This window comes from Variovorax paradoxus (genome assembly GCF_000834655.1).
GTDB classification, from domain to species: domain Bacteria; phylum Pseudomonadota; class Gammaproteobacteria; order Burkholderiales; family Burkholderiaceae_C; genus Variovorax; species Variovorax paradoxus_F.
On the sequence record NZ_JXQQ01000016.1, the window covers coordinates 48,769 to 73,551 of the forward strand.

Below are 24,783 nucleotides of genomic sequence, written 5' to 3' on the forward strand. Positions count from 1 at the left end.
GAAGAAGAAGCTCGCAATGCCAAATACCGTCGCACAACCGTCGCGCTCGAAGATCTCGGTCAAGGACCTGAACTTCTACTACGGCAAATTCCACGCGCTCAAGGGCATCAACCTCGAGATTCCCGAGAACAAGGTCACGGCCTTCATCGGCCCGTCGGGCTGCGGCAAGTCGACCCTGCTGCGCACCTTCAACCGCATGTTCGAGCTCTACCCCGAGCAGCGCGCTGAGGGCACGATCGCCCTGGACGGCGAGAACCTTCTCACCTCCAAGCAGGACGTGGCGCTCATCCGCGCCAAGGTCGGCATGGTGTTCCAGAAGCCCACGCCGTTCCCGATGTCGATCTACGACAACATCGCCTTCGGCGTGAAGCTGTTCGAGAACCTCTCGGCCAGCGAAATGGACGACCGCGTCGAGTGGGCCCTGAAGAAGGCGGCCCTGTGGACCGAAGTGCGCGACAAGCTGCAGCAAAGCGGCTCGGGCCTCTCGGGCGGCCAGCAGCAGCGCCTGTGCATTGCGCGCGGCATCGCGATCAAGCCCGAAGTGCTCCTGCTCGACGAGCCGTGCTCCGCGCTCGACCCGATCTCGACCGCGAAGATCGAAGAGCTCATCGCCGAGCTGAAAAACGAGTACACCGTGGTCATCGTGACGCACAACATGCAGCAGGCCGCACGCTGCAGCGACTACACCGCGTACATGTACCTGGGTGACCTGATCGAATTCGGCGCGACGGAACAGATGTTCTTCAAGCCGCAGCGCAAGGAAACCGAGGACTACATCACCGGCCGTTTCGGCTAAGGAGACACCATGAGCGAGAAACATCTTTCCAGCCAGTTCGACAGCGAACTCAACGGCGTCTCGTCGCGCGTGATGGAGCTCGGCGGCATGGTCGAGTCGCAGATCCACACGGCGGTCTACGCGCTGCTGCAGTTCGACGCCGAGGCAGCCGACCGCGTGATGGAAACCGAGCACCGCGTCAATGCGATGGAAATCGACATCGACCGCGAACTCTCGTCGATCATCGCGCGCCGCCAGCCGACCGCACGCGACCTGCGCCTCCTGATCGCCATCTCCAAGACCACCGCCAACCTCGAGCGCGTGGGCGACGAGGCCAACAAGATCGCGCGCATGGTCAAGTCGATCATCGAGAGCGGTTCGGCCCGCCAGTTGCCCACGACCGAGCTGCGCATTGCGGCGGACCTCGCCTCGGGCCTCTTGCGCACCGCGCTGGACGCGTTCGCGCGCCTGGACACGGCCGCGGCGCTGTCGATCCTGAAGGACGACGACCTGATCGACAAGGAGTTCGACGGGTTCGTGCGCAAGCTGGTCACCTACATGATGGAAGACCCCCGCACCATCTCCGCGAGCCTGGACCTGCTGTTCCTGGCCAAGGCCATCGAGCGCATCGGCGACCACGCCAAGAACATCGCCGAATTCATCATCTACATCGTCAAGGGCGCCGATGTGCGGCACACTTCGATGCAGGAGATCGAGTCCGCGCTGCAATAACAGAGAGCAAGACTCTCTCAAGAAAGCATGAAGAAACCCCGAGTCCTGATCGTCGAAGACGAGTCCTCGATCGCCGAGCTGATCGCCGTCAACCTGCGCCACAACGGCTTCGAGCCGATCTGGTCGGAAGACGGTGCCGCAGCGCAGCGCGAAATCGACGCCTTCCTGCCCGACCTGATCCTGCTCGACTGGATGCTGCCGGGCCAGAGCGGCCTGCAGCTCGCACGCCAGTGGCGCAAGGACCCGCGCACCAAGGCCGTCCCGATCCTGATGCTGACCGCGCGCGGCGATGAGCCAGACAAGGTCGCCGGCCTGGATGCCGGTGCCGACGACTACATCACCAAGCCTTTCTCCACGCAGGAAATGCTGGCCCGCATCCGTGCGGTGCTGCGCCGCCGCGCCCCCGAGGTGGTGACCGAGCGCGTGGAAATCGGCGAGCTCGCGCTCGACACCTCCACGCACCGCGTGACCTGGCAGGGCGCCGCGCTCAAGGTCGGCCCGACCGAGTTCAAGCTGCTGGCCTACCTGATGCAGCATGCCGAGCGCGTGCACAGCCGCGCGCAGCTGCTCGACAAGGTGTGGGGCGACCACGTCTACATCGAGGAGCGCACGGTCGACGTGCACGTCAAGCGCCTGCGCGAGTCGCTGGGTGCGGCGGCGCCGATGGTCGAAACCGTCCGGGGAGCAGGCTACCGCCTGACCGCCCAAGTCACGGTTTGAACGCCGTGGCGTCTCTTGGCCGCGGGCGCGGATAATCGCCCGCCATGCCCTTCCGAATTGCTACCTTTTTAATAGCGTCCCTCGCAATAGGCGCGGGCGCTGTCGGCATTTTTGGCTGGAAGTTCGGGTGGCTGGGCGCGTGGCTGGGCGCGGTGCTGTGGCTCGCGCTCGACGCCTGGCGCGCCGAACGGTTGCTGCAGGTGCTGCGCAACGACGCTGCGGGCCTGCCGACCCGCGGACCCGGCGTCTGGGGCGAGCTGGCCGAACGCATTCGCAAGCTGCTGCGCGATCGCGAGCAGCAGACCCGCCAGGCCGAAGACCGGCTGCAGGAATTCCTGGCCGCCATCCAGGCGTCTCCCAACGGCGTGATCCTGCTCGACGAGCAGGGCCGCATCGAATGGTGCAACCAGACGGCGGCCAGCCAATTCGGCATCGACGCCGAGCGCGACCTGCTGCAGCACCTGGCGAACCTCGTGCGCGACCCGGCCTTCGTCGCCTACCTGGCCTCCTGGAACTACAGCCGCGACGTCGTCATCGACGCATCCGGCCCCGGCCATGCGCACCAGCGCAGCCATCCGGTGCGGCTGTCGGTGCAGGTGCATCCCTACGCGGGCAACCGCCGCATGCTGCTCACGCGCGACATCACCGCGCTGGAGCAGGCCGAAGCGATGCGGCGCGATTTCGTCGCCAACGTGTCGCATGAAATCCGCACGCCGCTCACGGTGCTGGCGGGCTTCGTCGAGACGCTGCAGAACCTGCCGCTCGATGCGGACGAACGCACGCGCTATCTCTCGCTGATGAGCCAGCAGTCGCACCGCATGGAAACGCTGGTGAACGACCTGCTGACGCTGTCGCGGCTGGAGGGCAGCGCGTCGCCCTCGGGCAACCAGTGGATTCGCATCCGCGCCTTGCTCGCGCAGTGCGAGGACGAAGGGCGCGGCCTCTCGGGCCGGCTCGCGCCGCTGGGCCACCGCCTGTCGTTCACCATCGATGCCGAGTCGGAGCTGTCGGGTGCGCCGACCGAATTGCAGAGCGCCATGTCGAACCTGCTGAGCAATGCGATCCGCTACACGCCCGGTGGCGGCGAGGTGGCGGTGAGCTGGCGGGTGCTGCCCGACGGGCGCGGTGAGTACGCCGTGAAGGACACCGGGCCCGGCATCGCCGCCGAGCACATTCCACGGCTCACCGAGCGCTTCTATCGCATCGACCGCAGCCGTTCGCGCGAGACCGGTGGCACCGGCCTTGGGCTGGCGATCGTCAAGCACATCGCACAGCGGCATGGGGCCGAGCTGCGCATCGAGAGTGCGGTGGGCAAGGGGAGCCGGTTCGCGCTGGTGTTTCCGGCGGCGCGGGTGCGCGAGGCGCGCGTGCTCGCGAAGTGAGCTTCAGCCGGCCCGCTTCTTCATCGTCCAGCGCAGCAGCGCGCCGAACAGCAGGGCGGTGAGCGCCAATGCGCCGGCGCTCATGATCCAGAACGCCAGCGGCGATTGCATCGCTGCCCAGGGACCGAGGCCGCGGTAGGCCAGCAGGTAGCTGCCGCCCAGGCCCAGGCCCCAGAGCATCGCGCAGTAGATGACCAGCGGCGCCAGCGTGACGCGGTAGCAGCGCAGCACGAACACGCAAAGCGTCTGCAGGGCATCGGCCACGTGATAGACCGCGACGGCTAGCAGCAGCGAGGCGGCCAGCGCGATCACGGCCGGGTTGTCCGAATACACGTTGGCGAGCTGCTGGCGCAGTGCGACCATCGCACCCGCATAGACCAGCGCGCACAGCATGGCCAGCTCGAAGCCGAGCCGGCAGGCGCGACGCGCCTTCGCGGCATCGCCCGCGCCGAGCCAGAAGCTCACGCGCGCGCTGGTCGCGATGGCGAGCGAGAGCGGCATCATGTACGCCACCGCCAGCAGGTTCGAGGCGATCTGGTGCGCAGCCGCGGCGGTGGTGCCCAGGCGCGCGATGAACAGCGCCATCAGTGTGAACGAGGTCACCTCGACCAGCACCGCCAGGCCACCGGGAACACCGAGGCGGGCGAACTGGCGGATCTGGTGCCAGTCGGGCGGCTCGATGCGTTCCCAGAGCGCATAGCCGCGATAGAAGGCGCTGCTGCGCAACAGCCAGACCGCGCAGCCGAGCATTGCCCAGTTCACGCACAGCGTGGCCCAGGCGCAGCCGACCAGGCCCATCGCCGGCAGGCCCGCGCCGCCGAAGGTGAACCAGATCGACAGCGGCAGCTTCACCACCAGCGACGCCAGCTGCAGCCAGGTCACGAGCTGCGGCTTGCCCAGGCTCTGGTTGAGCGTGCTGAAGAGGCGAAAGAGAAGAGACGGCGCCAGCGCGAAAGCAAGCACCGCGAGATAGGTTTCGACTTCGCCGCGCATCTCCGCCGGCACCTGGGTCCAGCGCAGCGCGCTGCCGGGCAGCAGCAACGCCACCATGCCCACCGCGATGGCGATGCCCGCCAGGTAGAGCGACTGCCGCACCGAGCGGCCCACCTCGCCGCCGCGGCCCGCGCCGTGCAGTTCGGCCCACACGGGCAGCAGGGCCTGCAGCACGCCCATCAGCGAGACGTACACGCTCACGAAGATGGCCGCGCCGACCGAGAGCGCGGCCAGCGCGTGCTCCGAATAGCGGCCCGCGATGATGGTGTCGGTCACCCCGAAAGCCATCACGGCCAACTGGCCGACCAGCACCGTGCCGGCGTGGCGTGCGATGAGTCCCCGTTCGCCCGCCACGGGTCAGGGCGCGATCTTTTGGTAGAGGAGCAGGTCGTCCGTCGCGCTGCTCGGGCGGCGAAGGGTGCCGCTGAAACGCCACTTCTCGAGCGGGATGATGGTGTGCAGCCGCTCGATCGTGTCGGGGCTCACCACCAGCCAGGGGCAGTCGGTGCCCAGCAGCAACGGCTGCAGGTTGAAGTTGCCGTGATGGCGCAGCGCCGCGATGTGCGGCCGGCTGAGCGCCAGTTCGGCGATGCAGCTAGGCTGGCCCACGCGCTCGGCGACGGCGCGCACCTGCGGCAGGTAGCTGCGCGCGTAGTCGATGGGCGGCAGCCAGAGCGTCATCAGCAGCATCCAGCAGAGGGCCGTGCCGCCGGCCGGCAGCACCAGCGTCTTCCAGAGCGCGGCGCGGTGGCGGCCGGTGCGCCAGCGCACGAGCCAGCACCACGCGATGGTCGCGGCCAGCGCGAGCACGAAAGCGATCGGCGAGAACTCGGCCACGAACCCGGGCACGAGCCGCGCGACGCTGGCCGCAGGCTTGCGCGGCATGCCGGTCAGCATGGCAATCCAGTAGAGCCAGCCCAGTACGGCCAGGCCGCTGAAGAAGAGCACGTTGAACCAGTCGATGAGCGCTGCGGCGCTGCGCCGGAAGGTCGGCAGCGCGAAGGCCGCGAGCGTGGCGAAGGCGGGCAGGGCCAGCAGCAGCGAGCGATCGGAGTAGTCGGTGGTCCAGGTGGCGGCCAGCGGCACGAGCGCGAACCAGAACGGCAGCGCGACATGGCGCGCCGTGAGCTGCCGGCGCCAGCGCCAGAGCGTCCAGATGGCGAGTGGCCAGACCGGCCAGGTGAACCACAGCAGCAGCTTGGCCTGGCTGCGGATCTCGCCGCCGAGCGAGTTGCCGTCCAGCGTGATCTTCCATTGCGAGAGGCCCAGGCCGAACACCAGCGCCGCCGCCAGCAGCGTGACGCCGATCGTCGTGAGGAGGGCGCCGCGGGTGTAGCCGGGGCCGTCGTCGGTGCTGGCGTCGGCTCCCGCCTTGACGGTGCGGCGCCGCTCGTACGCGATGTAGAGCGCGCTGCCGGTGGCCAGCGCCAGCCCGACCGTTGGGGCGCCGCTGAGCGTCATGCCGAGCGTGCCCACCACGAGCGCGATCACCGGGCCTGTGCGGCGGTACGGCAGAGCGGCCACGCCGTAGAACAGGTGCGAGGCGAAGTAGACCTGGGCCAGGGCCGGCGTGGTTTCATGGCCGAGCTGGGCGAGGCCCAGGCAGGCGATCAGCGCGAGCAGGCCGCCATCGGCGATGGCGCGCGCGTAGTCGGTTGGGCGTGCCTCGCCACCGAAGGCGAACGCCACCGGCTGCGCGCGTGCCGTTCGGGCTAGGTAGTAGACGGCGTACCAGGTGGCGGTGAAGGTGCCCCAGAGCAGCAGCGCGAAGACGAATCGCACGGCCAGGTCGGGGTTCAGCCACGCGGGGGCGAGCTTGATCGCCAGGGCGCCGATCCAGTAAGGAACCAGCGCGGGCGTCTCGGGCTGCATGCCCAGCAAGAGCGGATCGAACCAGCGCGCGATGCCTTCGGTGCTGCGGGCCAGCTCGGCCATGTAGCCGAAAGCGGTGATGTCGGCGCTCTTCCACGGCCCGCGCCCGACCAGGCCCGGCAGCAGGTAGGCCGCGCACAGCAGCAGCAGTGCGATGCGCGGCAGCCGGCGCACGGCATTCTGGGCAACGATCGCGGGGGTGGGCTGGTTCAAAGGGCGGAAGGCGGACAGGAGGGGGAAAGGAGATTCGGAATGAAAAAGGGCAGCGCGGTAAACCGGGCTGCCCTCGACGCCAAAGCGCGTGCTTTACTTCGAAGCAGCGCCGGTGGTCTTGCCGAAACGGTTGCGGAACTTCTCGACGCGACCGCCCATGTTGTCGACCGACTTCTGCGTACCGGTGTAGAACGGGTGCGATTCGCTCGTGGTGTCCAGCTTGAACAGGGGGAGCTCGCGACCGTCGTCGGTCTTGCCCATTTCCTTGGTGTTCGCGCACGAACGGGTCACGAACTTGAAACCGTTCGACATGTCGACGAACAGGATTTCGCGGTAATTGGGGTGGATGCCTTCTTTTGCCATGGTGTTTCCTTTTGCGCTGTTGGAATCAATGCGCGGTCGATGCGAGAGCCACAAGCACGCCGACTGTCGAACGGGTCTGGGTCGGCGGCTGTCCCGGGGTGAAGGGATCGCTGGGCAGGACGCCCGGCTGCACTTTTCGCGGAGCCAGCGATTATCGCATACTGGCCGTTTTGAGCGAAAAGCGGCCCACAGATGACTTCCACAGCGTTGCGCGCCGGCCTCGTCGGCTACGGTTTTGCTGGCCAGACCTTCCATGCGCCGGTGCTTTCGGCGGTTCCGGGGCTCGAACTCGCAGCCGTGGCGAGTTCGCAGCCGCACAAGGTCCACGCGGACTGGCCCGGCGTCGCCGTGGTCCCGGACGTGGCGGCGCTCGTGGCCCGTGCGGACATCGACCTGGTCGTGGTCGCCACCCCCAACGCCCAGCACCATCCGGTCGCCAAGGCGGCCCTGGAGGCCGGGAAGCACGTGGTGGTGGACAAGCCTTTCACGCTCGATGTGGCCGAGGCGAGGGAGCTCGAATCGTTGGCTCGACGCAACAATCGTGTCCTGGCGGTCTATCAGAACCGGCGTTTCGACGCCGATTACCTGACGCTGAAGGACCTGCTCGCGAGCGGCGAACTGGGCCGGCCGGTGTACCTGGAGTCGCATTTCGATCGCTTCCGGCCCGAGGTTCGGGAGCGCTGGCGAGAGCAGCCGGTGCCGGGGTCGGGCCTTTGGGTGGACCTCGGCTCGCACCTTGTCGACCAGGCCGTCCAACTCTTCGGAAGACCCGACACGCTGCAGCTCGACACGGCCGCGTTGCGCGACGGCGCGCTGGTCGAAGACTATTTCCATGCGGTGCTGCGCTACGAAAGCGGCCCCCACGCGCCTTTGCGCGTGGTGTTGCACGCCACCACGCTCGCTGCCCATGCGGCGCCGCGATACATCGTGCATGGCACGCGCGGCAGCTACGTCAAGCACGGCGTCGATCCGCAGGAAGATGCGCTGCGCGCCGGGCAGCGGCCACCCGCCGAAGGGTGGGGCGCCGATCCGCTCGATGGCGAACTCACGCTGATCGGGAGCGACGGAACGTCGCACTTTCGCGCGCTGCCCACGCGGGCCGGCAACTACGTCGATTACTACGCCGCGGTACGCGACGCGATACTCGGTCATGGCCCCAATCCCGTGCCGCCCGAGCAGGCCGTCGCGTTGATGGAACTGCTCGACATCGGCCGCCAGAGCGCTCTCGAAGGCCGCGCCATCCAAACCTCGCGCCCATGAAAAAAGCGCGTTGGCCAGGAAGCCAACGCGCTTTTGCGGGAGAGGTTGAAGCTCAGCCGCCGCGACGCATCATGTCGAAGAACTCGACATTCGTCTTGGTCGCCTTCATGTTCTTGAGCATCAGCTCCATCGACTCGATCTCGTCCATGTTGTACATGAGCTGACGAAGAATGCGGGTCTTCTGCAGGATCTCGGGCGCCAGCAGCAACTCTTCGCGGCGCGTGCCGCTGCGGTTGAGCTGGATCGAGGGGAACACGCGCTTTTCGTACAGGCGGCGGTCCAGATGGATTTCGGAGTTGCCAGTGCCCTTGAACTCTTCGAAGATCACTTCGTCCATGCGGCTGCCGGTGTCGATCAGCGCGGTGCCGATGATGGTGAGCGAACCGCCTTCTTCCACGTTGCGCGCGGCGCCCAGGAAGCGCTTGGGGCGCTGCAGCGCGTTGGAGTCGACACCGCCGGTCAGCACCTTGCCCGACGAGGGCACGACGTTGTTGTACGCGCGGGCCAGACGCGTGATCGAGTCCAGCAGGATCACCACGTCCTTCTTGAGTTCGACCAGGCGCTTGGCGCGCTCGATCACCATTTCGGCAACGTGCACGTGGCGGGCAGCGGGCTCGTCGAAGGTCGAAGCGATGACTTCGCCCTTCACCGTGCGCTGCATTTCGGTCACTTCTTCAGGGCGCTCGTCCACGAGCAGCACCATCATGTGCACGTCGGGGTAGTTGGCGCTGATCGCGTGGGCGATGTGCTGCATCATCACCGTCTTGCCGCTCTTGGGCGGCGCCACGAGCAGGGCGCGCTGGCCTTTGCCGATGGGGGCGATGATGTCGATGATGCGGCCCGTGATGTTCTCTTCGCCCTTGACGCCGTCGCGTTCCAGCTTCATCTGTTCCTTGGGGAACAGCGGCGTCAGGTTTTCGAACATCACCTTGTGCTTGTTCTGCTCGGGCGGGCCGTCGTTGACCTTGTCCAGCTTGGTCAGAGCGAAATAGCGCTCGCCGTCCTTGGGCGTGCGCACTTCGCCTTCGATCATGTCGCCGGTGTGCAGGTTGAAACGGCGCACCTGGCTCGGCGAGATGTAGATGTCGTCGGTGCTGGCGGTGAAGCTGGTGTCGGGGCTGCGCAGGAAGCCGAAGCCGTCGGGCAGTATTTCGAGCACACCGTCTGCGAAGACCTGTTCGCCGGCCTTTGCGCGCTTCTTGATGATCGCGAACATCAGCTCTTGCTTGCGCATGCGGCCGACGTTTTCGATCTCAAGCGCTTCAGCCTGCTTGAGGACTTCAGACACGTGGAGTGCCTTGAGTTCGTTTAAGTGCATGGAATGACCCCTCGCGGGGTAATCGAAACGGAAAACGGGGGGAGGTTGAATGTGTAGCGAGAACTGCTGCACTAACCGGGGAACTCGAACCGGTTGCCTGAAAGGGCCGGTGATCTGTGGGAGATTATGACAGGAAAAACGCGCCGGCCAATGCATTGCGCATTGGCCGGGTGAAATGCCTTCAGGCGAGTTGCTGGTCGATGAAGGCCGTGAGCTGCGCCTTGCTCATGGCGCCGACCTTGGTGGCGGCCAGCTGGCCGTCCTTGAACAGCATGAGCGTGGGGATGCCGCGGATGCCGAACTTGGCGGGGATGTCGCGGTTCTCGTCCACGTTCAGCTTGGCGATCTGCAGCTTGCCTTCGTAGGTGGCCGACACTTCGTCAAGGATCGGGGCGATCATCTTGCAGGGGCCGCACCATTCGGCCCAGTAGTCCACCAGCACCGGCTGGCTGGACTTGAGCACGTCGGCTTCGAAAGAGGAATCGGAGATGTGTTTGATGAGTTCGCTGGCCATGTGATGTGTCCTTGTGCGCAGAGAGTTTCGGTGCAGCTAAAGTGCAGGTCATTGTGACAGAAACCAAGGGGCGGCGTGCCCTGTGCAGAAGCTATGGCGGCGATAGCCAAAGGCCTGGCGCGTCACCTCGAAGCCCTCTGAAACACCCCCTCGATAGAACATGAACGAAGGCCACCCCGTCCACGCCTTGTGGTGCGACCCCGCCGACGGCGTCGTCGCGCGGATCGTCCGCGCGCTCGCCGAGCGCGAGCTGCATGCGGCTCGCACCGTGGTGCTGGTTCCGTATGCGCAGTTGATGGGCGTGGCGCGCGGCATGTGGGCGCGTTGCGGCAGCGCCGGCTTCGTGCCGCGCTTCGAGACCACGCACAACTGGGCGCGCAGCGCGGGCGGGTTCCTGCCGACGGGCTACGACATCGCGTTCGACATGGCGCGTGACCTCATCACGGCCCAGGCGCTGCTGTCGCAGTCCGGGTTCAACAACGAGCGCTTCGCATTGGCAGGGCGTGTCGTCGAGCTGGCGTACCAGCTCGCGCCGCTCGCCTCGGCTTCATTGCCCGACGCGCGCGTCGGCGAATGGGCGCAGCGCGCCGCGCAGGTGGCCGAGGCGGGCAGCGAGTCGGAGTGGTTCCGGATCGAAAGCGCGTTGATCCGCATCGCCGTCGCCTGGGCCGCGACCTCGGGCTACGCGACCGACGTGTTGCTGCGCGAGAGCACACGCAACCAGGTCGATGCACTGATCGTGCTCGAAGGCTTCCAGACCGATCCGCTCACCCAGACGCTGTGCACGCTGTGGGGCGACCACGCGCTGCATCTCTCGCTGGTGCCCGCGAACACACCTGTAGATCCCGCCGCCTCGCACGTTGCAGCAGACCCCGAGGACGAAGCCGAGCTCGCCGCCGCCTGCGTGCTGCGCCACCTCGCCGAAGGGCGGGCGCCGGTCGCCCTGATCGCCACCGACCGCGCACTCACGCGCCGCATCAGCGCCCAGCTCAAGGCGCAGGGCATCGTCACGCACGACGAAACCGGCTGGAAGCTTTCCACCACGCGCGCCGCCGCCACGTTGATGAGCGCGCTGCGCGCCTGCGCCCACGATGCCGCTAGCGACCAAGTGCTCGAATGGCTCAAGAGCGGTGCCGACGGCGATGCGCTGGCCGTGCAGGCGCTCGAAGTGCGCCTGCGACGCGAAGGCCTGCGCGACTGGTCCGCCTGGTGCGGCCTCGCGGCCCGCAGCGAGAAGCCCCAAGACATCGCGCTGCTGCCCTACACCGAGGCCGTCGAGGCACGCCGTGCATCGATGATGAAGTCCAGGCCCGTGGCCGAATGGCTGCGCGCGTTGCGCGAGCTGCTCGAAGACAGCGGGCAATGGACGCCGCTGGCCGACGACATGGCCGGCGGCAAGGTCATCGCCGCGTTGTGGCTCGATGCCGATTCGCACGGCGACGCCGACGAGTTCCCCGGCGGCCGCCACACGCTGGCCGAGTTCACCGCCTGGGTGCGCGACGTGCTCGAAGACGCGAGCTTCGTCCCGCCCACCGGCGACCAGGCTCCCAAGGTGATCGTGCTGCCGCTCTATCAGTTGTTGGGACGCGCATTCGGCGCGGTGGTCATCCCCGGCTGCGACGACCGCCGCCTCCCCGCATCGCCCGAGCCCCCCGGCAACTGGAGCGCTGCCCAGCGCCTCGAGCTGGGCCTGCCTTCGCGCGAGACCCTCGAAGCCGCGCAGCGTTCGGCCTGGACCGCCGCCTTGCACAACCCCTGGTGCGAACTGGTCTGGCGCGAGTCCGATGCCAGCGGGGAGCCGGTCCGCCCGAGCCCGCTGGTGCAGGCGTTGCAACTGGACCACGTGCTGCAGCCCGCGGTCGATCCGCGTCCTGCGCGCGACGTCGCCGTGCAGCCGACCACCGTCCCCACTCCCTCGGGCGCGTTGCTTCCGCTCGAGAACATCTCGACCAGCGTGTACGAGGACCTGCGGCGCTGCCCCTATCGTTTCTTCGCGCTGAGGCAGCTGGGGCTGCGCAGCGCCGACGAGCTCGACGTGGAGATCGACAAGCGCGACTTCGGCAACTGGCTGCACGCCGTGCTCGGCCATTTCCACGAGGCATTGATCGAAACACCGACGCAGGACGCAGAGGAGCGCGTGGCAAGCATCGAAGAAGCCGCGCAGCGCGCCACGCGCGAGTACGGCCTGTCCGATGCCGAATTCCTTCCTTTCGCCGCGGCGTGGCCCGCGGTGCGCGACGGCTATCTCGCATGGCTCGCGGGACATGAGGCCGGCGGCGCGGTGTTCGTCGAATCCGAACCCTGGAAGGAGCAGCCGCTGGGCGGCCTGCGCCTGGTTGGCCGCCTCGACCGGATCGATCGCACGTCCGAAGGCCAGGCTTTCGTGATCGACTACAAGACCGAGTCCGCGAGCGTCACCAAGGAGCGCGTGAAAGATCCGACCGAGGACACGCAGCTCGCCTTCTACGCAGCGCTTGTGGCCGACGACACCTTGCGTGCGGCCTACGTCAACGTGGGCGAGAAATCCTCGGGCACGCAGACCGTTGAGCAGCCTGCCGTCGTCGAGGCGCGGGATGCGCTGGTGGCCGGCATCATGAGCGACTTCACGCGCATCGCCGCAGGCGCCGCGTTGCCGCCGCTGGGCGAGGGCGCAGTTTGCGACTACTGCGCGGCCCGCGGCCTGTGCCGCAAGGACTTCTGGGGCGATGAAGCCCCCCTGCTTGCCAAGGCGGGTGCTTCGCCATCTCCCAAAGGGGAGTTGCCTGCACCTTGGGGCGGCCCGGCGATCGGAGGCGATACGAAATGAACGGCGCAGCCTACGAACACAACGGCCGGCACGTCACGCGCGAAGCCTTCTACATCGTCGCCTGCGATCCGCGTCGTTCGGTGGCCGTCGAAGCCTGCGCGGGTGCGGGCAAGACCTGGATGCTGGTGTCGCGCATCGTGCGCGCGTTGCTCGAAGAAGGCGACTCCGCCTGCGAGCCGCACGAAATTCTCGCGATCACTTTCACCAAGAAGGCGGCCGGCGAGATGCGCGAGCGCCTCGACCAATGGCTCGAGCAATTCGCAGACGAGACCCCCGAAGAACTGGTGAAGCAGCTCGTGATGCGCGGCGTCGAACCTGCAGCCGCGCTGGCTGCCGTCCCCCGGCTGAAGGGCCTCTACAGGCGCCTGCTCGAAGGCGGCCGTCCGGTGCAGTTCCGCACCTTCCACGCCTGGTTCGCGGGCCTGCTGCGCAACGCCCCGCTTGCGGTGCTGCGCGAACTGGGCCTGCCATCCAACTACGAACTGCTCGAAGACGATGCCGAGGCGCGCGGCCACACCTGGCGGCCGTTCTTCGAAGCGGTCACCGCCGACAGGCACGCACTGGCCGACTACTACGCCGTCGTCGCGACGCATGGCCGGTCGCAAACGGCAAAGGCACTGGGCGAGGCGCTGACCAAGCGCGTGGAGTTCTCGCTGTCCGATGCGGAAAACGCCGTCCAGCACTTCAGTGCCATGTATCCGGCGCTCGACGGCCTGGACGAGCCGGCCGATGCCCTGCGCGGCGAACCGGTCCGCCGGCGGTGGCTCGACCGCGCCGCCGCGCTCGGCCGAGAGGCCAACAAGACGCCGCAGAAAGCGGCCGAAGCCATCATCGATGTGTTCGGCGTCGGCGAGCCGCCGAGCGAATCGCTCGCCGCGGCACTCGCGCAGCTGCGAAAAAACTTCTTCGTCGCGAGCGAAGACCGGCTCACCAAGAACCTGCAGAAATTCCCTGCCGCGCAGGAGGCCGAGGCCGAGCTCCAGGTGCTGTGCGCCGCGCAGGCCCAGCACGCGGCGTGGCTCTATCAGCAACGCATGACGCGCCTCACGCGCCTCCTGATCGCCGCATTCGCCGACGTCAAGCGCGCCCACGGCTGGGTCGACATGAACGACGTCGAGCAAGCCGCGCAGCTTTTGCTCGGCCAGTCCGCGTTGTCGGGCTGGGTGCAGGAGCGGCTCGACGCACGCATCGCGCACCTTCTGATCGACGAGTTCCAAGACACCAATCCGCTGCAGTGGCAGGCGCTGTACGGCTGGCTCAGCGCCTACACCGGTGCGGGCGGCAGCGCGCCGCGGGTGTTCATCGTGGGCGACCCGAAGCAGAGCATCTACCGCTTCCGCCGCGCCGAGCCGCAGGTGTTCATCGCCGCGAAGAAGTTCGTGCGCGAAGGGCTCGATGGCGAGCTGCTCAACTGCGACCACACGCATCGCAATGCACGCGCGGTGGTCGGGCTGGTCAACCAGGCGATGCTGGCCGCGCAGGACGCGGGCGAGTTCGACGGCTACCGCGCCCATACCACCGAGCGCGGCGACGAGGGCGAATTGCTCAAGCTGCCGGCCATCGACCGCGAGGCGCTCGGCGACACGGCCGAAGCCGCGCCCGCCGACGACGGCATGCTGCACTGGCGCGACAGCCTCGTCACGCCCCGCGTGCTGCCCGAAGAACAACTGCTGCAGAAGGAATGCGAGCAGGCCGCACGCTGGGTGGCGCAGCGCATCGCCGATGGCATTCCGCCCCGCCAGATCATGGTGCTGGCGCGCCGTCGCAATCGCCTCTCCGCGATGCAGGACGCGCTGCGCCAGCGCCACATTCCCGTGCAGCAGCCCGAGAAGAACGAGCTGCACGATGCGCCCGAGGTGCAGGACATGGTCGCGCTGATCGATGCGCTGGTTTCGCCCGCGCACGATCTTTCGCTCGCGCGGGCGCTGAAGTCACCGCTCTTCGGCATCGACGACGAGGCGCTGGTGCAACTGGCGCTTCGGCAGCGCGAGCACCCGTCGAGCTGGTTCGCGTTGATCCAGAAAGGCGAAGGCCTGCCGCCGGCGCTGGTCGAAGCGGGTGCCAGCCTGAAGAAATGGCAGCGCTGGCTCGTGACCTTGCCGCCGCACGATGCCATCGACGCGATCTTTCACGATGGCGACGTGCTTGCTAAGTTCGGCGCCGCAGTGCCCGCCGCGATGCGCCAGAGCGCGCTGGCCAACCTGCGCGGGCTCATGTCCGCCTCGCTCGAGATCGAAGGCGCGCGCTTCGCCACGCCGTATGCGCTGGTGCGGGCGCTGCGCGCCGGCGGGGTTCGCGCGCCATCGGTGGCCGCGCCCGATGCGGTGCAACTGCTGACCGTGCACGGTGCCAAGGGCCTGGAGGCCGACACCGTGCTGATGCTCGATTGCGACGCCGCACCGCCGCGCTCGCAGACCATGGGCGTCCTGGTCGAATGGAAGGGCAGCGACAGTGCGCCGACCCGCTTCGTCTTCCTTGCGAGCGAGAAGACACCGCCGGCCTGCGCGGCCGCGCTGCTGGAAGAAGAACAACGCGCGCGCCATCGTGAAGAGCTCAACGGCCTCTACGTCGCGACCACCCGGGCGCGCGAGCGGCTGGTGCTCTCGTCGGTGAAGCCGGCGCGCGCCAACGAGGGCAGCTGGTGGACCCGGCTGGAATCGGCCTGCGAGCCGACCGAGGCCGACGAGCCGCTGGTGGAACTGCCCACCGGGACCGGCCTGTCCAGTTTTTCGATGAAGCAGATGCCGCCGGCACCCGTTGCGACCGATCCGCCTGCTGGCAAGAAGGCCGCCGACGCCACCGTCGATGCGCGCGCCGCTGCTTTCGGCCAGGCCATGCACCGGCTGCTCGAATGGGCGGTGCCGGGCGAGGCGTTGCCTTCGGCCCATGTGCGTGCCGCGGCCCGCGAATTCATGCTCGACCCGCAGCAGGCGCGCGGCGCCGCGACGCTGGCCGAACGCATCCGTGCGGGGGCGGGCGCCTGGGTGTGGGACGATCGCAGGGTCGATTGGCATGGCAACGAAGTCACGCTGGTCCACGAAGGCGAGACGCTGCGCATCGACCGGCTGGTGCGAGAGCGCGACGGCGGTGCCTGGTGGATCCTCGACTACAAATCCGCAGCGCGCCCCGAACGGGACGCGACGTTGATCGCACAGATGCAGCGCTACCGCGCGGCCGTGCAACATGCCTATCCCGGTGCCACGGTCCGCGTCGCGTTCCTCACCGGGCAGGGCGAACTGGTAAATCTCGAATGACCCTTTCCCCAACCGTCGCCGTGATCGGCGGCGGACCTGCCGGCCTGATGGCGGCTGAAGTCCTCGGCGCGTCCGGCGCGCAAGTGCATGTCTACGACGCGATGCCCTCGGTGGGCCGCAAATTCCTGCTCGCCGGTCGCGGCGGGCTGAACCTCACGCATTCGGAGCCCTTGGACGTGTTCATGGGCCGGTTCGGCGAGCGCCGTGCGCAGCTCGAGCCGATGCTCGCGCAGTTCGGGCCGCAGCAGGTGCGCGAATGGGCGACGGGCCTGGGCATCGAGACTTTCGTGGGCACCTCGGGGCGCGTGTTTCCGACGGACATGAAGGCAGCGCCGCTGCTGCGCGCGTGGCTCCATCGGCTGCGTTCGGCCGGGGTGCAGTTCCATATGCGTCATCGCTGGCTCGGCGACGCATCGTTCGACGCGGCCGCGCTGCGGTTCGCCACGCCGACCGGCGAGACCGAGGTGAAGGCCGATGCGGTGGTGCTGGCCTTGGGCGGTGCGAGCTGGGCACGGCTGGGCTCTGACGGCGCGTGGGCGCCGTGGCTGCAAGCGCGCGGCATCGATGTCGCGCCGCTGCTGCCGGCCAACTGCGGCTTCGACGGGGCAGGGTGGAGCGAGCATTTCTCCAGCCGCTTTGCGGGGCAGCCGTTCAAGTCGGTGGCGATTTCATTCACCGACAGCCAGGGGCGTCACTTCGCGCGCAAGGGCGAATTCGTCGCGACCGCCACCGGCATCGAGGGCAGCCTGATCTATGCGGCCTCGGCCTTGCTGCGCGATGAGATCGCCGCGCAGGGCAGTGCCACGCTGTTGCTGGACCTGTTGCCCGATCGCAGCGCAGAACAGGTGCTGGCTGCCGTGAAGCATCCGCGCGGCGCCCGGTCGCTCAGCAGCCATCTCAAGAGCCGGCTGGGTCTCGAAGGCATCAAGGCCGGTGTGCTGCACGAGGCGCTGAGCCGCGAAGCAATGCAGGACCCGGTGCAGCTCGCCGCGACAATCAAGGCCGTGCCGCTGAAGCTGGTCGCGACGCGGCCCATCGACGAGGCGATCAGCACCGCGGGCGGTGTGCGCTTCGATGCGCTCGACGCGCAACTCATGGCGAGCGCGTTGCCGGGCGTGTTCGCGGCGGGGGAAATGCTCGACTGGGAGGCGCCGACGGGCGGCTACCTGCTCACCGCGTCGATGGCCAGCGGTGCAGCCGCAGCGCGCGGCGCGATCCGGCATCTAGGCATCGAAGCGAGGCCCGCATAGCGAGGCCTGCGTAGCGAGGTTTGCGGATTGCTTGCCAGAGGGCTTGCGTCGCTCAATGCGACGTGACCCACACCTGCTTGCCCGGCAAGGGCGGCATTGCGAAGCTCGACTTCAGGCGAACGATCTCCTCGCTAGGGCTGAGCCCGAAGAAGCGCTTGAACTCGCGACTGAACTGCGACGCGCTTTCATACCCCACCTCGATGCTCGCGGCGGACGCCGTCTTCTCGTTTCGCAACATCAGCAGGCGCGCCTGATGAAGGCGTACCGACTTGAGGTACTGCATCGGGGAACTTTGTGTGATGGCGCGAAAGTGGGCGTGGAAGGTGGGAACGCTCATGCCCGCCTCGCGCGCCAGGCGATCGACGGTGAGGCGCTCGCTGAACGTCGTGTGGATGCGCCGCACGGCCTTGGCGATTTTTCCGAACTGGCCCCGGCCGGCGAGCGCCGCGCGCATCGATGCACCTTGCTCGCCGATGAGCACGCGGAAATAGATTTCTCGCACGAGCGCCGGCCCGAGCAACACCGCTTCCACCGGTGAACTCATCGCCTCTAGGAACCGAAGGACGGTCTGCGCCAACGCATCGTCCATCGGTGTCGAGAACATGCCGGCCGGTGCGGTCGGCGGACTCTCGATGAGTTCATCGACCTGCAAGGCAAGACTGGCGAGGACGGTGAGATCGAGGCTGAAGTAGATCGCGAGCAAAGGCTCGTCTGCGCTCGCGTCGGTTTCCATGGTGAACGGCACCGGCACGGACACCGCGAGGTAGTGCTGCGCGTCGTAGAGGTAGACCTCATTCGCCCAGAGCCCGCGCTTGCGGCCCTGGCAGACCACGACGATCCCGGGTTCATAGAGCACCGGGGTCGATGCCAATGGGCGATCGGAGCGAAGAAAGCGCACGTCCGGCAGCGCCGTCAGCGTGTAGCCCTCTTGCGGCGCGAGCCGCTTCAGGAGCGCCACCATGCGGGCCTGGCGCTCCTTGGAGGCGCCGGCAGCATGATCGGGGGGCGATGCGCGCAATTTCTTCATTCAGCGAACTGTGCATCAAATCGGACTCAAGATGAGCGCAAACCGGGAGTTGCTCATAGGAATAGGCAAACAAAACATCGCATCCGGACTGGCTTGCGGCGCCTTCGATTCCGAGAATCGATGCATGAAAAACACCAGAACATTCTTCATCACTGGAGTCAGCAGCGGCTTCGGTCGCGCCATCGCCAACGCCGCGTTGCACGCAGGCCATCGCGTCGTCGGGACGGTGCGAAGCGCGCAGGCGGCAGCGGAATCCAAAGCACAAACCGGCCAGCAGGCGCATATGAAGCTGCTCGACGTGACGCAGTTCGACGCCGTCGCACCGCTGGCCGCTGCCATCGAAGCCGAGCATGGGCCGGTGGACGTCGTGATCAACAACGCGGGGTACGGCCACGAGGGCATCCTCGAAGAATCGTCGCTGGATGAAATGCGCCGCCAGTTCGACGTCAACGTCTTCGGCGCGGTCGCGGTGATGAAAGCATTCCTGCCGTTCATGCGCCAACGCCGGCGCGGCCACATCGTCAACATCACCTCGATGGGGGGATACATCACGATGCCCGGCATCAGCTATTACTGCGGCAGCAAGTTCGCGCTGGAAGGGATCTCCGAGACGCTGGCCCAGGAAGTGAAGGGCTTCGGCATCGCGGTCACGGCGGTTGCCCCGGGTTCTTTCAGGACAGACTGGGCGGGCCGCTCGATGGTTCGCAGCGCCCGTTCCATCGGCGACTACGACAGCCTCTTCGATCCGATCCGGCAATCGCGCGTGGACAAGAGCGGCAAGCAGCTGGGCGATCCGGGCAAGGCCGCGGCGGCGATCCTCGCCCTGGTGGACATGCCGCAGCCTCCGCAGCACCTGCTGCTCGGCAGCGACGCGCTCGGGCTGGTCCGCGCAAAACTGGACGCCATGCAGGCGAGCCTGACGAGCCATGAAGCGCTGACGCGATCGACCGATGTGGCTTGACGGTGCGGCCGTCGGTCTTCATCAATCGACGCGCAACGGTCTAGCTCATGGCACCGTAGTCGGCTTGGCCGAGGTCTGCCAACAAGCCCGGACCGTTGGGGGCCCAGCCCAACCGGTCGCGGGTCACCCTGGAAGAGGCGGGCATGTCCAGCTCGGCGAACATGGCCAGCCACCCGAAATGCGCGGCTGCTTCGTCCCGGGTCAATGACCTCGCGGGAATGCCCATGCCGTGCGCGATGACCTCGGCCACGTCGCGCATGCGGATGCCTTCTTCGGCCACCGCATGCCAGCAGGCCCCGGGGGCGTGCTGGTCCAGTGCCAGGCGATAGAGCAGCGCCACGTCTTCCACGTGCGCGGCGGGCCAGCGGTTCAGGCCCTCGCCCACGTAGGCGAAAACGCCCTTTGCCCTGGCCAGTTCGATCAGCGGCGAGATCAAGCCCTGCTTGACGGTGTCGTGCACCTGCGGCAAACGAATCACGGCGACCGATACCTTCCTGGCCCGCAGCTCGGCCGCGGCGATCTCCGAGGCGACGCGAGGGTTCGGATTGTCGAGATCCACCACGTCCTCGACCGCAACGGTACCCGGCCCCGCGCTGCCCATGCCGGTGCCCGAAGTGATGATGAAGGGCTTGGCGCTGCCCACGAGCGCTTCGCCCATGGCATGGATGACGCGACTGTCTTTTCGGGTGTTCTCCACGAACTTCGAGAAGTCGTGGTCGAACGCGGTATGGATGACGGCATCCGCGGCGGCCGCACCTGCCGCAAGGCTTTGCGGGTCTTCGAGCGTGCCCCGATGCACCTCGGCCCCCGCTTCGGTCAGCCAGCGGGCGCCTGCTTCCGAGCGGCAAAGGCCCAGCACCTGATGCCCGTTCTGCAGCAGTTGCCGCGTTACACGGGAGCCAATGAAACCGGTCGCGCCGGTAAGAAACACACGCATGTCGAGCTCTCTCTTAGGGTTGGTGGCCCATTGGAGCGTGACGATTTAGACTGGTAAAGACGTTAGATCATCCTGTTATAAAACCTACCACCTTCCGCAAATGGCCCCCGACTTCGCGCTGCTCGGCAGCTACCTGCGCAGCCGACGCACCCGCCTGGACCCGGCCGCCTTCGGCATCTCCGCCGCGCGGCGCCGCACACCGGGTTTGCGGCGCGAGGAGGTCGCCCAGCGCGCGAGCATCAGCCCGACCTGGTACACGTGGCTGGAACAGGGGCGTGGCGGCGCGCCCTCGGCGGGCGTGCTCAATCGGCTGGCGGAAAGCCTCTTGCTGACAGAGCTCGAACGCGAGCATCTGTTCATGCTGGCGCTGGGCCGGCTGCCCGAAGTTCGCTATCGCCCGGTCGAGGGCATCACGTCGCGCCTGCAGCGGGTGCTCGACGCATTTCCGCTCAGCGCAGCCATCGTCAAGACCATGACCTGGGACGTGGTCGCATGGAACCGCGTCGCCGCGGCGCTGCTGACCGACTACAGCAAGCTCGCGCCGGAAAATCGGAACATCCTGCGTCTTCTCTTTTCCTCCTCCCAAGTGCGGCAGGCGCAGGATGACTGGGCCAAGGTGGCGCGCGTGGTCGTGGGCGCGTTCCGCGCGGACGTCACCCGATCGGGCTCCAACGAGGAGGTGTCAAGGCTCGTTGCCGAGTTGTCGGAGAAGAGCGCCGAATTCAAGGCCCTCTGGGCCGACAACGAAGTCGTGGCGATGAGCGAAGGCGTCAAGCGCCTGCACCATCCCGTCGCCGGCATCGTGAACCTGGAGTTCTCTACCTTCGCGGTGGAAGGGCGGCCTGAACTGGGGATGGTGGTTTTCAATCCGGCTTCGCCGGAAGATGCGTCGCGTGTTCAGAGGTTGCTTCCGGATTCATGAGGAGGCATTGCAACCGCGCTGCGGCAGCGTCGATGTATCCAGAGCGTGGTACGTCGGCCCGGGAGCCAGTGCAATTTCCATCGCGTGCCTTGCACTGCAAACCCGTGCGGATGCGTGCCATGACTTTTCCAAGTTCATGGCTGCGCGAGGTTCTGCAGTTGGGTTCGACGGAACGGGGCTCGTAGCCCCTTGCGGCGCGCGAGTCATTGAGAACTCGCGGCATTCTGATGTTAGGTTGACGAGCCTTACCGCCGCCCTTGTAGTAGAAAATCCCAAGTAAATCAAGGACTTATGGAGAGGGACGGCATGACTGGGTTCTACAGTTTGGTTGCACAGCCGAGAATAATCTTAGCATCCCGAAGACTAGGAAAGCCGAGCTTTGTCCAATACCGGGTGCGCGAAAGTTATGCTTCAGCCCAAGCGACAAGATCCCATAAAGGTTCAATTTGGCATTGCTCCAGCTCCACCACAGAGTTGGAATGGTGTGCGAACTTCTCAGCACGGGAACCGCGTTCAATGGCCTCTACGGTTGCCGCTTGGGCACCCATTTCCGCCGCAAGATTTGCCGCGCAGGATCGCACAACCTCTTCGCCCAAATGTCCGTGACAGAGCCACTGCAACGCATCGATGGGCGCAGTCTGAAGGCGGCTTCCTTGAAGCTCTGAATTGGATTCTGCTGCGACGTCTGTGGGCACATTGCGCAGCAGCAATGTCGTATTAATTGTTGACTTTAGAAGGTAGTTATGCCCATTCCATTCTGCGTCGCCTGATGTAATTGCGCCCTGACAGCGTCCAATTATTGCCAGCCGCTTTGCGGCAAAGGAAAAAGCTGCGGCGAGTTGAAGCATCGATTTAAATCGATCATGAAGATTTAAAAAATATGCTGCCGGTAATTGGTCTCCATAGAACATCTTTAAATAGTCGACCAGGACATGTGATCGAAACCAATAGTTTTCGATTGAATGCCCTTTTGTCTTCTTTCCCCAAGGCATGGGTTCGACCAGCGGCGTTGACATGGGCTCAGCCTCTAAATCCACACCGTCCCATTCCCGATCAACAAGCCAGTTGAATTGGCCTTCTTGATCGCCGACCATGTTGGCAATTATTTGAATTTTCTGCTTGGCTCCTAAGCCGGCGAGCATCGGATCATCAGACACAATTGCAACTTCGTCGAGGCAGCAGTTCATTGCAACATTTCCAGTAAGCTGCCGTTGAAGCATTAGGCGTGAGAGCAAACGCTTGTCAGAAACGCCTTCGACGAGAATCGTTTTAGATGATCGAAGGCTTACGGCCACTCCATAGCCATTTATCGAATATGCAGTCATAGGGTGTCGTCTAACGAGGAGAAACCCGTGTCTTGGGCTTGGTCCGGCAGCATCCGCTGAAACGGTGTAGGTGAAAATCGCTGCAGTGCTTCTCTGTGGTCGGCACCAACCTCTGGAGAATGGGTGCAAGCGATGATTTGGCGGTCCTGTGCTTGAGCCATCAATTCACTTAGGATAATTCTCTGCCAATCGATGTGAAGCGAAAGTTCGGGCTCGTCTATTAAAAAGATGCCGGTCGCTGTGGCCATTCGAGTTGCGGAAAAAAGCATTGTCAGGACTTGGCGCTCACCAGACGAAAGTGAGCTCAGTGGATATTTTCGCTGTTCGGCTGTTTGAACAAAAACACCTCCGCTGCTGCTTGCCCGATTATCTTCGGAAACCCTCAAGACTTTATTATCGAGGAATTTATTAACGGCCGTTTCAAATTGCCTAACTCGAAAGAATGCCGACTTTCTTTCCATATTCCTTCGCTCGAGCATCTGGGCGTAAAGCTTTAATACCCGCCTTTCGGCATCCCCTCCTTGATGTGTGCCCCGCAATTTGACAAGTCCAAGTTCCTGTGCAAGACGACTCCCAATCCTGTCTGTGTAGAACTCATATTCCTCGCTTTTTTCTTCTGTCTCAAGCGCGGATTGGACGCTCTGCATAAGAGTGTCGACCTCACTTTCAGTAGGTACTTCCTCGTTCGACAGTAGAGCCTTGAAAACTTCAACAAACATTTCAGACAGCATTCGTCGTTCTTGCATACCGGTTTCCAGCATGGCGTCACGATGTTCCGTGCTTAAACGATCTGTAACCTCTAGGATCGAGGGATAGCGAATAACAGGAACAAACGGGCCAAACCATTCTCGGCATTGCATTGTTTTACGCGCGGTCATTGCAGTTGGGTCTGATCTTGAAGGACCATAAATCCCAAGAACCCTGCGATCTGTGCTGACCTCTTTTAGAGCTTGACGTTCTTCTAGGCGAATTCGCTCGTAGCCCAACTCCCGGCCTGAATCAGCAAACGACTCCGCTCTCACTCGCTCAAGAATTGCTCGAAACGCTGGCAAATAAACGGGCCTCCCGCCTAGCGCCGCTCGCAGCGTCGCTTTCGCACTCGCGTCTAAGTCGGGCGCAGACCCGCCACCCCCAATTACTTGACCATTCAATGTCAAAATTGTTGCAGGATCTGAGCCGATTTTATGAATTTCTACGGTTTGCCCGGCATGAGTGGTGACTTGAATTCGGCGAAAATTCAGATGCGCAAATCGTTCGAAATCAAGTTCTAATACGTTTGCAAGTACGTGCAAGAGCGTTGTCTTGCCTCTACCGTTTTTCCCATACAGCACATTTAATCTTGGGTTGAATTGCAGTCGAACGTTGAATTGATCGTGCAGTCCGTCGATCTCAACGCACGCGATTGTTGGGTTTTCCATAGCGGGTTCCGTTTTATGTGCGCTTCAGACGCTATGCAGGGATGTTATCCGTTACGAAACAATACACAGCTAGGTGTTAGCGCCGAGTGTGCGAGCGGCCGTGGAAGCGGGACAGAGCGAGGCTCAGAGAGATGTCAAGTGCGTTTTTCTGTAGATGGCCTCTTAAAGCGCGTGGCCTAGTAGACGGAATCCATCTTGACAAGCGGCGAAAAGAGTGTGGTGCAGTTGGCGCTTCCTCCTCCGATCCTTACGCACTTTCCAACTGCAGCGCAGTCAGAGCGGACGTTAGCCCTGTGGAGAGCTACTAATTTGTTCAAACGTGCGCTGGATGCTCCACAGAGGCCGGGCGACAGTTTCAAGATATCAACTGGTCTTGAATGCGAGAAGGATTCGGAAGCGAGAGAATTAGATTGCACGCTAACAAATTGGACGATATCACATTGAATTTCCAGGCGTAGTTCCTCTCATGGTGGCCCCTAAAAAACTCCCCGATGATTTCTCATCCGCGACACTTTGACCGCGGCACAACTCGGGAAAATTATGGCCTTCGACCTATGTCTCAACACAGCCGCGCTCGCTGCCGACATCAACGCAATCGCGGAGCAATACCTTCACGCATCGCTCATGGCCTCCGCAGTAGCCTGCCTTGCGCTACATGAGGCTGAATGGTGGTCCTTGGTGCCCGGCGTCAACTACTTTGAGCGGCCAGCGTCAATTATCTTGAGCGGTGCGGTCGAGCAA

General features: G+C 65.1%; 20 protein-coding genes. 11 read left to right on the top strand and 9 right to left on the bottom strand.

Annotated elements, in window-relative coordinates; genetic code table 11:
- Nucleotides 1–16 precede the first annotated feature (16 nt).
- The 4 genes from pstB to phoR are packed head-to-tail and all read left to right on the top strand — an operon-like array spanning nt 17 to nt 3,609.
- Nucleotides 17–796, top strand: coding sequence for a phosphate ABC transporter ATP-binding protein PstB (gene pstB / locus RT97_RS08250; RefSeq protein WP_021007056.1), 780 nt, complete (start codon nt 17–19; stop codon nt 794–796).
- A gap of 9 nt (nt 797–805) precedes the next feature.
- Nucleotides 806–1,507 (top strand): phosphate signaling complex protein PhoU, encoded by a 702-nt coding sequence (gene phoU / locus RT97_RS08255; RefSeq protein WP_013540927.1) that lies wholly within the window; start codon nt 806–808, stop codon nt 1,505–1,507.
- A gap of 27 nt (nt 1,508–1,534) precedes the next feature.
- Nucleotides 1,535–2,227 carry a phosphate regulon transcriptional regulator PhoB gene (gene phoB, locus RT97_RS08260; protein ID WP_042578302.1) on the top strand — a complete coding sequence of 231 codons (693 nt, stop codon included), beginning with the start codon at nt 1,535–1,537 and terminating at the stop codon, nt 2,225–2,227.
- 44 nt (nt 2,228–2,271) lie between these two features.
- The gene (phoR, locus tag RT97_RS08265) at nt 2,272–3,609 is read left to right on the top strand and encodes a phosphate regulon sensor histidine kinase PhoR (protein ID WP_080898230.1); all 1,338 of its coding nucleotides are present in this window, start codon (nt 2,272–2,274) and stop codon (nt 3,607–3,609) included.
- A gap of 3 nt (nt 3,610–3,612) precedes the next feature.
- Here the strand turns inward: phoR and RT97_RS08270 are convergent, their stop codons facing one another.
- The 3 genes from RT97_RS08270 to RT97_RS08280 all read right to left on the bottom strand — a co-directional run bounded on the left by RT97_RS08270 (nt 3,613) and on the right by RT97_RS08280 (nt 7,050).
- Nucleotides 3,613–4,956, bottom strand: coding sequence for an MATE family efflux transporter (locus RT97_RS08270; RefSeq protein WP_042578303.1), 1,344 nt, complete (start codon nt 4,954–4,956; stop codon nt 3,613–3,615).
- 3 nt (nt 4,957–4,959) lie between these two features.
- A complete protein-coding gene (locus RT97_RS08275) occupies nt 4,960–6,687 on the bottom strand; it encodes a membrane protein (protein ID WP_042578304.1) in 1,728 nt (575 codons plus the stop codon).
- A 93-nt stretch (nt 6,688–6,780) separates the two neighbouring features.
- Nucleotides 6,781–7,050, bottom strand: coding sequence for a type B 50S ribosomal protein L31 (locus RT97_RS08280; protein WP_007836661.1), 270 nt, complete (start codon nt 7,048–7,050; stop codon nt 6,781–6,783).
- Nucleotides 7,051–7,242: 192 nt separating this feature from the next.
- Between RT97_RS08280 and RT97_RS08285 the strand changes: the two genes are divergently transcribed.
- Nucleotides 7,243–8,310 (top strand): oxidoreductase, encoded by a 1,068-nt coding sequence (locus RT97_RS08285; protein ID WP_042578305.1) that lies wholly within the window; start codon nt 7,243–7,245, stop codon nt 8,308–8,310.
- A gap of 52 nt (nt 8,311–8,362) precedes the next feature.
- Here RT97_RS08285 and rho read toward each other — a convergent pair whose 3' ends face one another.
- Nucleotides 8,363–9,628 (bottom strand): transcription termination factor Rho, encoded by a 1,266-nt coding sequence (rho, locus tag RT97_RS08290; RefSeq protein ID WP_013540932.1) that lies wholly within the window; start codon nt 9,626–9,628, stop codon nt 8,363–8,365.
- A gap of 181 nt (nt 9,629–9,809) precedes the next feature.
- Nucleotides 9,810–10,142 carry a thioredoxin TrxA gene (trxA, locus tag RT97_RS08295; RefSeq protein ID WP_042578306.1) on the bottom strand — a complete coding sequence of 111 codons (333 nt, stop codon included), beginning with the start codon at nt 10,140–10,142 and terminating at the stop codon, nt 9,810–9,812.
- A gap of 160 nt (nt 10,143–10,302) precedes the next feature.
- Here trxA and RT97_RS08300 point away from each other — a divergent pair, with 160 nt between their 5' ends.
- Genes RT97_RS08300 through RT97_RS08310 form a run of 3 tightly spaced genes read left to right on the top strand, consistent with a single transcriptional unit; the run spans nt 10,303 to nt 17,452 of the window.
- Entirely contained in the window at nt 10,303–12,948 is a 2,646-nt protein-coding gene (locus tag RT97_RS08300; RefSeq protein ID WP_253278184.1) for a PD-(D/E)XK nuclease family protein, read from the top strand.
- Entirely contained in the window at nt 12,945–16,202 is a 3,258-nt protein-coding gene (locus RT97_RS08305; protein WP_042578307.1) for a UvrD-helicase domain-containing protein, read from the top strand. The genes RT97_RS08300 and RT97_RS08305 overlap by 4 nt, the downstream gene beginning before the upstream one ends.
- Complete coding sequence (locus RT97_RS08310) at nt 16,199–17,452, top strand: TIGR03862 family flavoprotein (RefSeq protein ID WP_042578308.1); 1,254 nt, start codon at nt 16,199–16,201, stop codon at nt 17,450–17,452. The genes RT97_RS08305 and RT97_RS08310 overlap by 4 nt, the downstream gene beginning before the upstream one ends.
- Nucleotides 17,453–17,504: 52 nt before the next feature.
- Here RT97_RS08310 and RT97_RS08315 read toward each other — a convergent pair whose 3' ends face one another.
- Entirely contained in the window at nt 17,505–18,479 is a 975-nt protein-coding gene (locus RT97_RS08315; protein ID WP_042578309.1) for an AraC family transcriptional regulator, read from the bottom strand.
- A 124-nt stretch (nt 18,480–18,603) separates the two neighbouring features.
- Here RT97_RS08315 and RT97_RS08320 point away from each other — a divergent pair, with 124 nt between their 5' ends.
- Nucleotides 18,604–19,440 carry an oxidoreductase gene (locus RT97_RS08320; RefSeq protein WP_042578310.1) on the top strand — a complete coding sequence of 279 codons (837 nt, stop codon included), beginning with the start codon at nt 18,604–18,606 and terminating at the stop codon, nt 19,438–19,440.
- 40 nt (nt 19,441–19,480) lie between these two features.
- On the opposite strand, the gene RT97_RS08325 is transcribed toward RT97_RS08320, so the two are convergent.
- Nucleotides 19,481–20,377, bottom strand: coding sequence for an SDR family oxidoreductase (locus RT97_RS08325; protein WP_042578311.1), 897 nt, complete (start codon nt 20,375–20,377; stop codon nt 19,481–19,483).
- 100 nt (nt 20,378–20,477) lie between these two features.
- Between RT97_RS08325 and RT97_RS08330 the strand changes: the two genes are divergently transcribed.
- Nucleotides 20,478–21,299 (top strand): helix-turn-helix transcriptional regulator, encoded by an 822-nt coding sequence (locus tag RT97_RS08330; RefSeq protein WP_042578312.1) that lies wholly within the window; start codon nt 20,478–20,480, stop codon nt 21,297–21,299.
- Between the two features lie 404 nt (nt 21,300–21,703).
- On the opposite strand, the gene RT97_RS33090 is transcribed toward RT97_RS08330, so the two are convergent.
- A complete protein-coding gene (locus tag RT97_RS33090) occupies nt 21,704–22,624 on the bottom strand; it encodes a hypothetical protein (RefSeq protein ID WP_155403767.1) in 921 nt (306 codons plus the stop codon).
- A complete protein-coding gene (locus RT97_RS32435; protein ID WP_080898231.1) occupies nt 22,621–24,042 on the bottom strand; it encodes an AAA family ATPase in 1,422 nt (473 codons plus the stop codon). Before RT97_RS32435 ends, RT97_RS33090 begins: the two co-directional genes overlap by 4 nt.
- 513 nt (nt 24,043–24,555) lie before the next feature.
- Here RT97_RS32435 and RT97_RS33605 point away from each other — a divergent pair.
- Nucleotides 24,556–24,783, top strand: a 228-nt coding sequence (locus tag RT97_RS33605; protein WP_216595162.1) for a hypothetical protein, incomplete at its 3' end; no start/stop codon positions are given.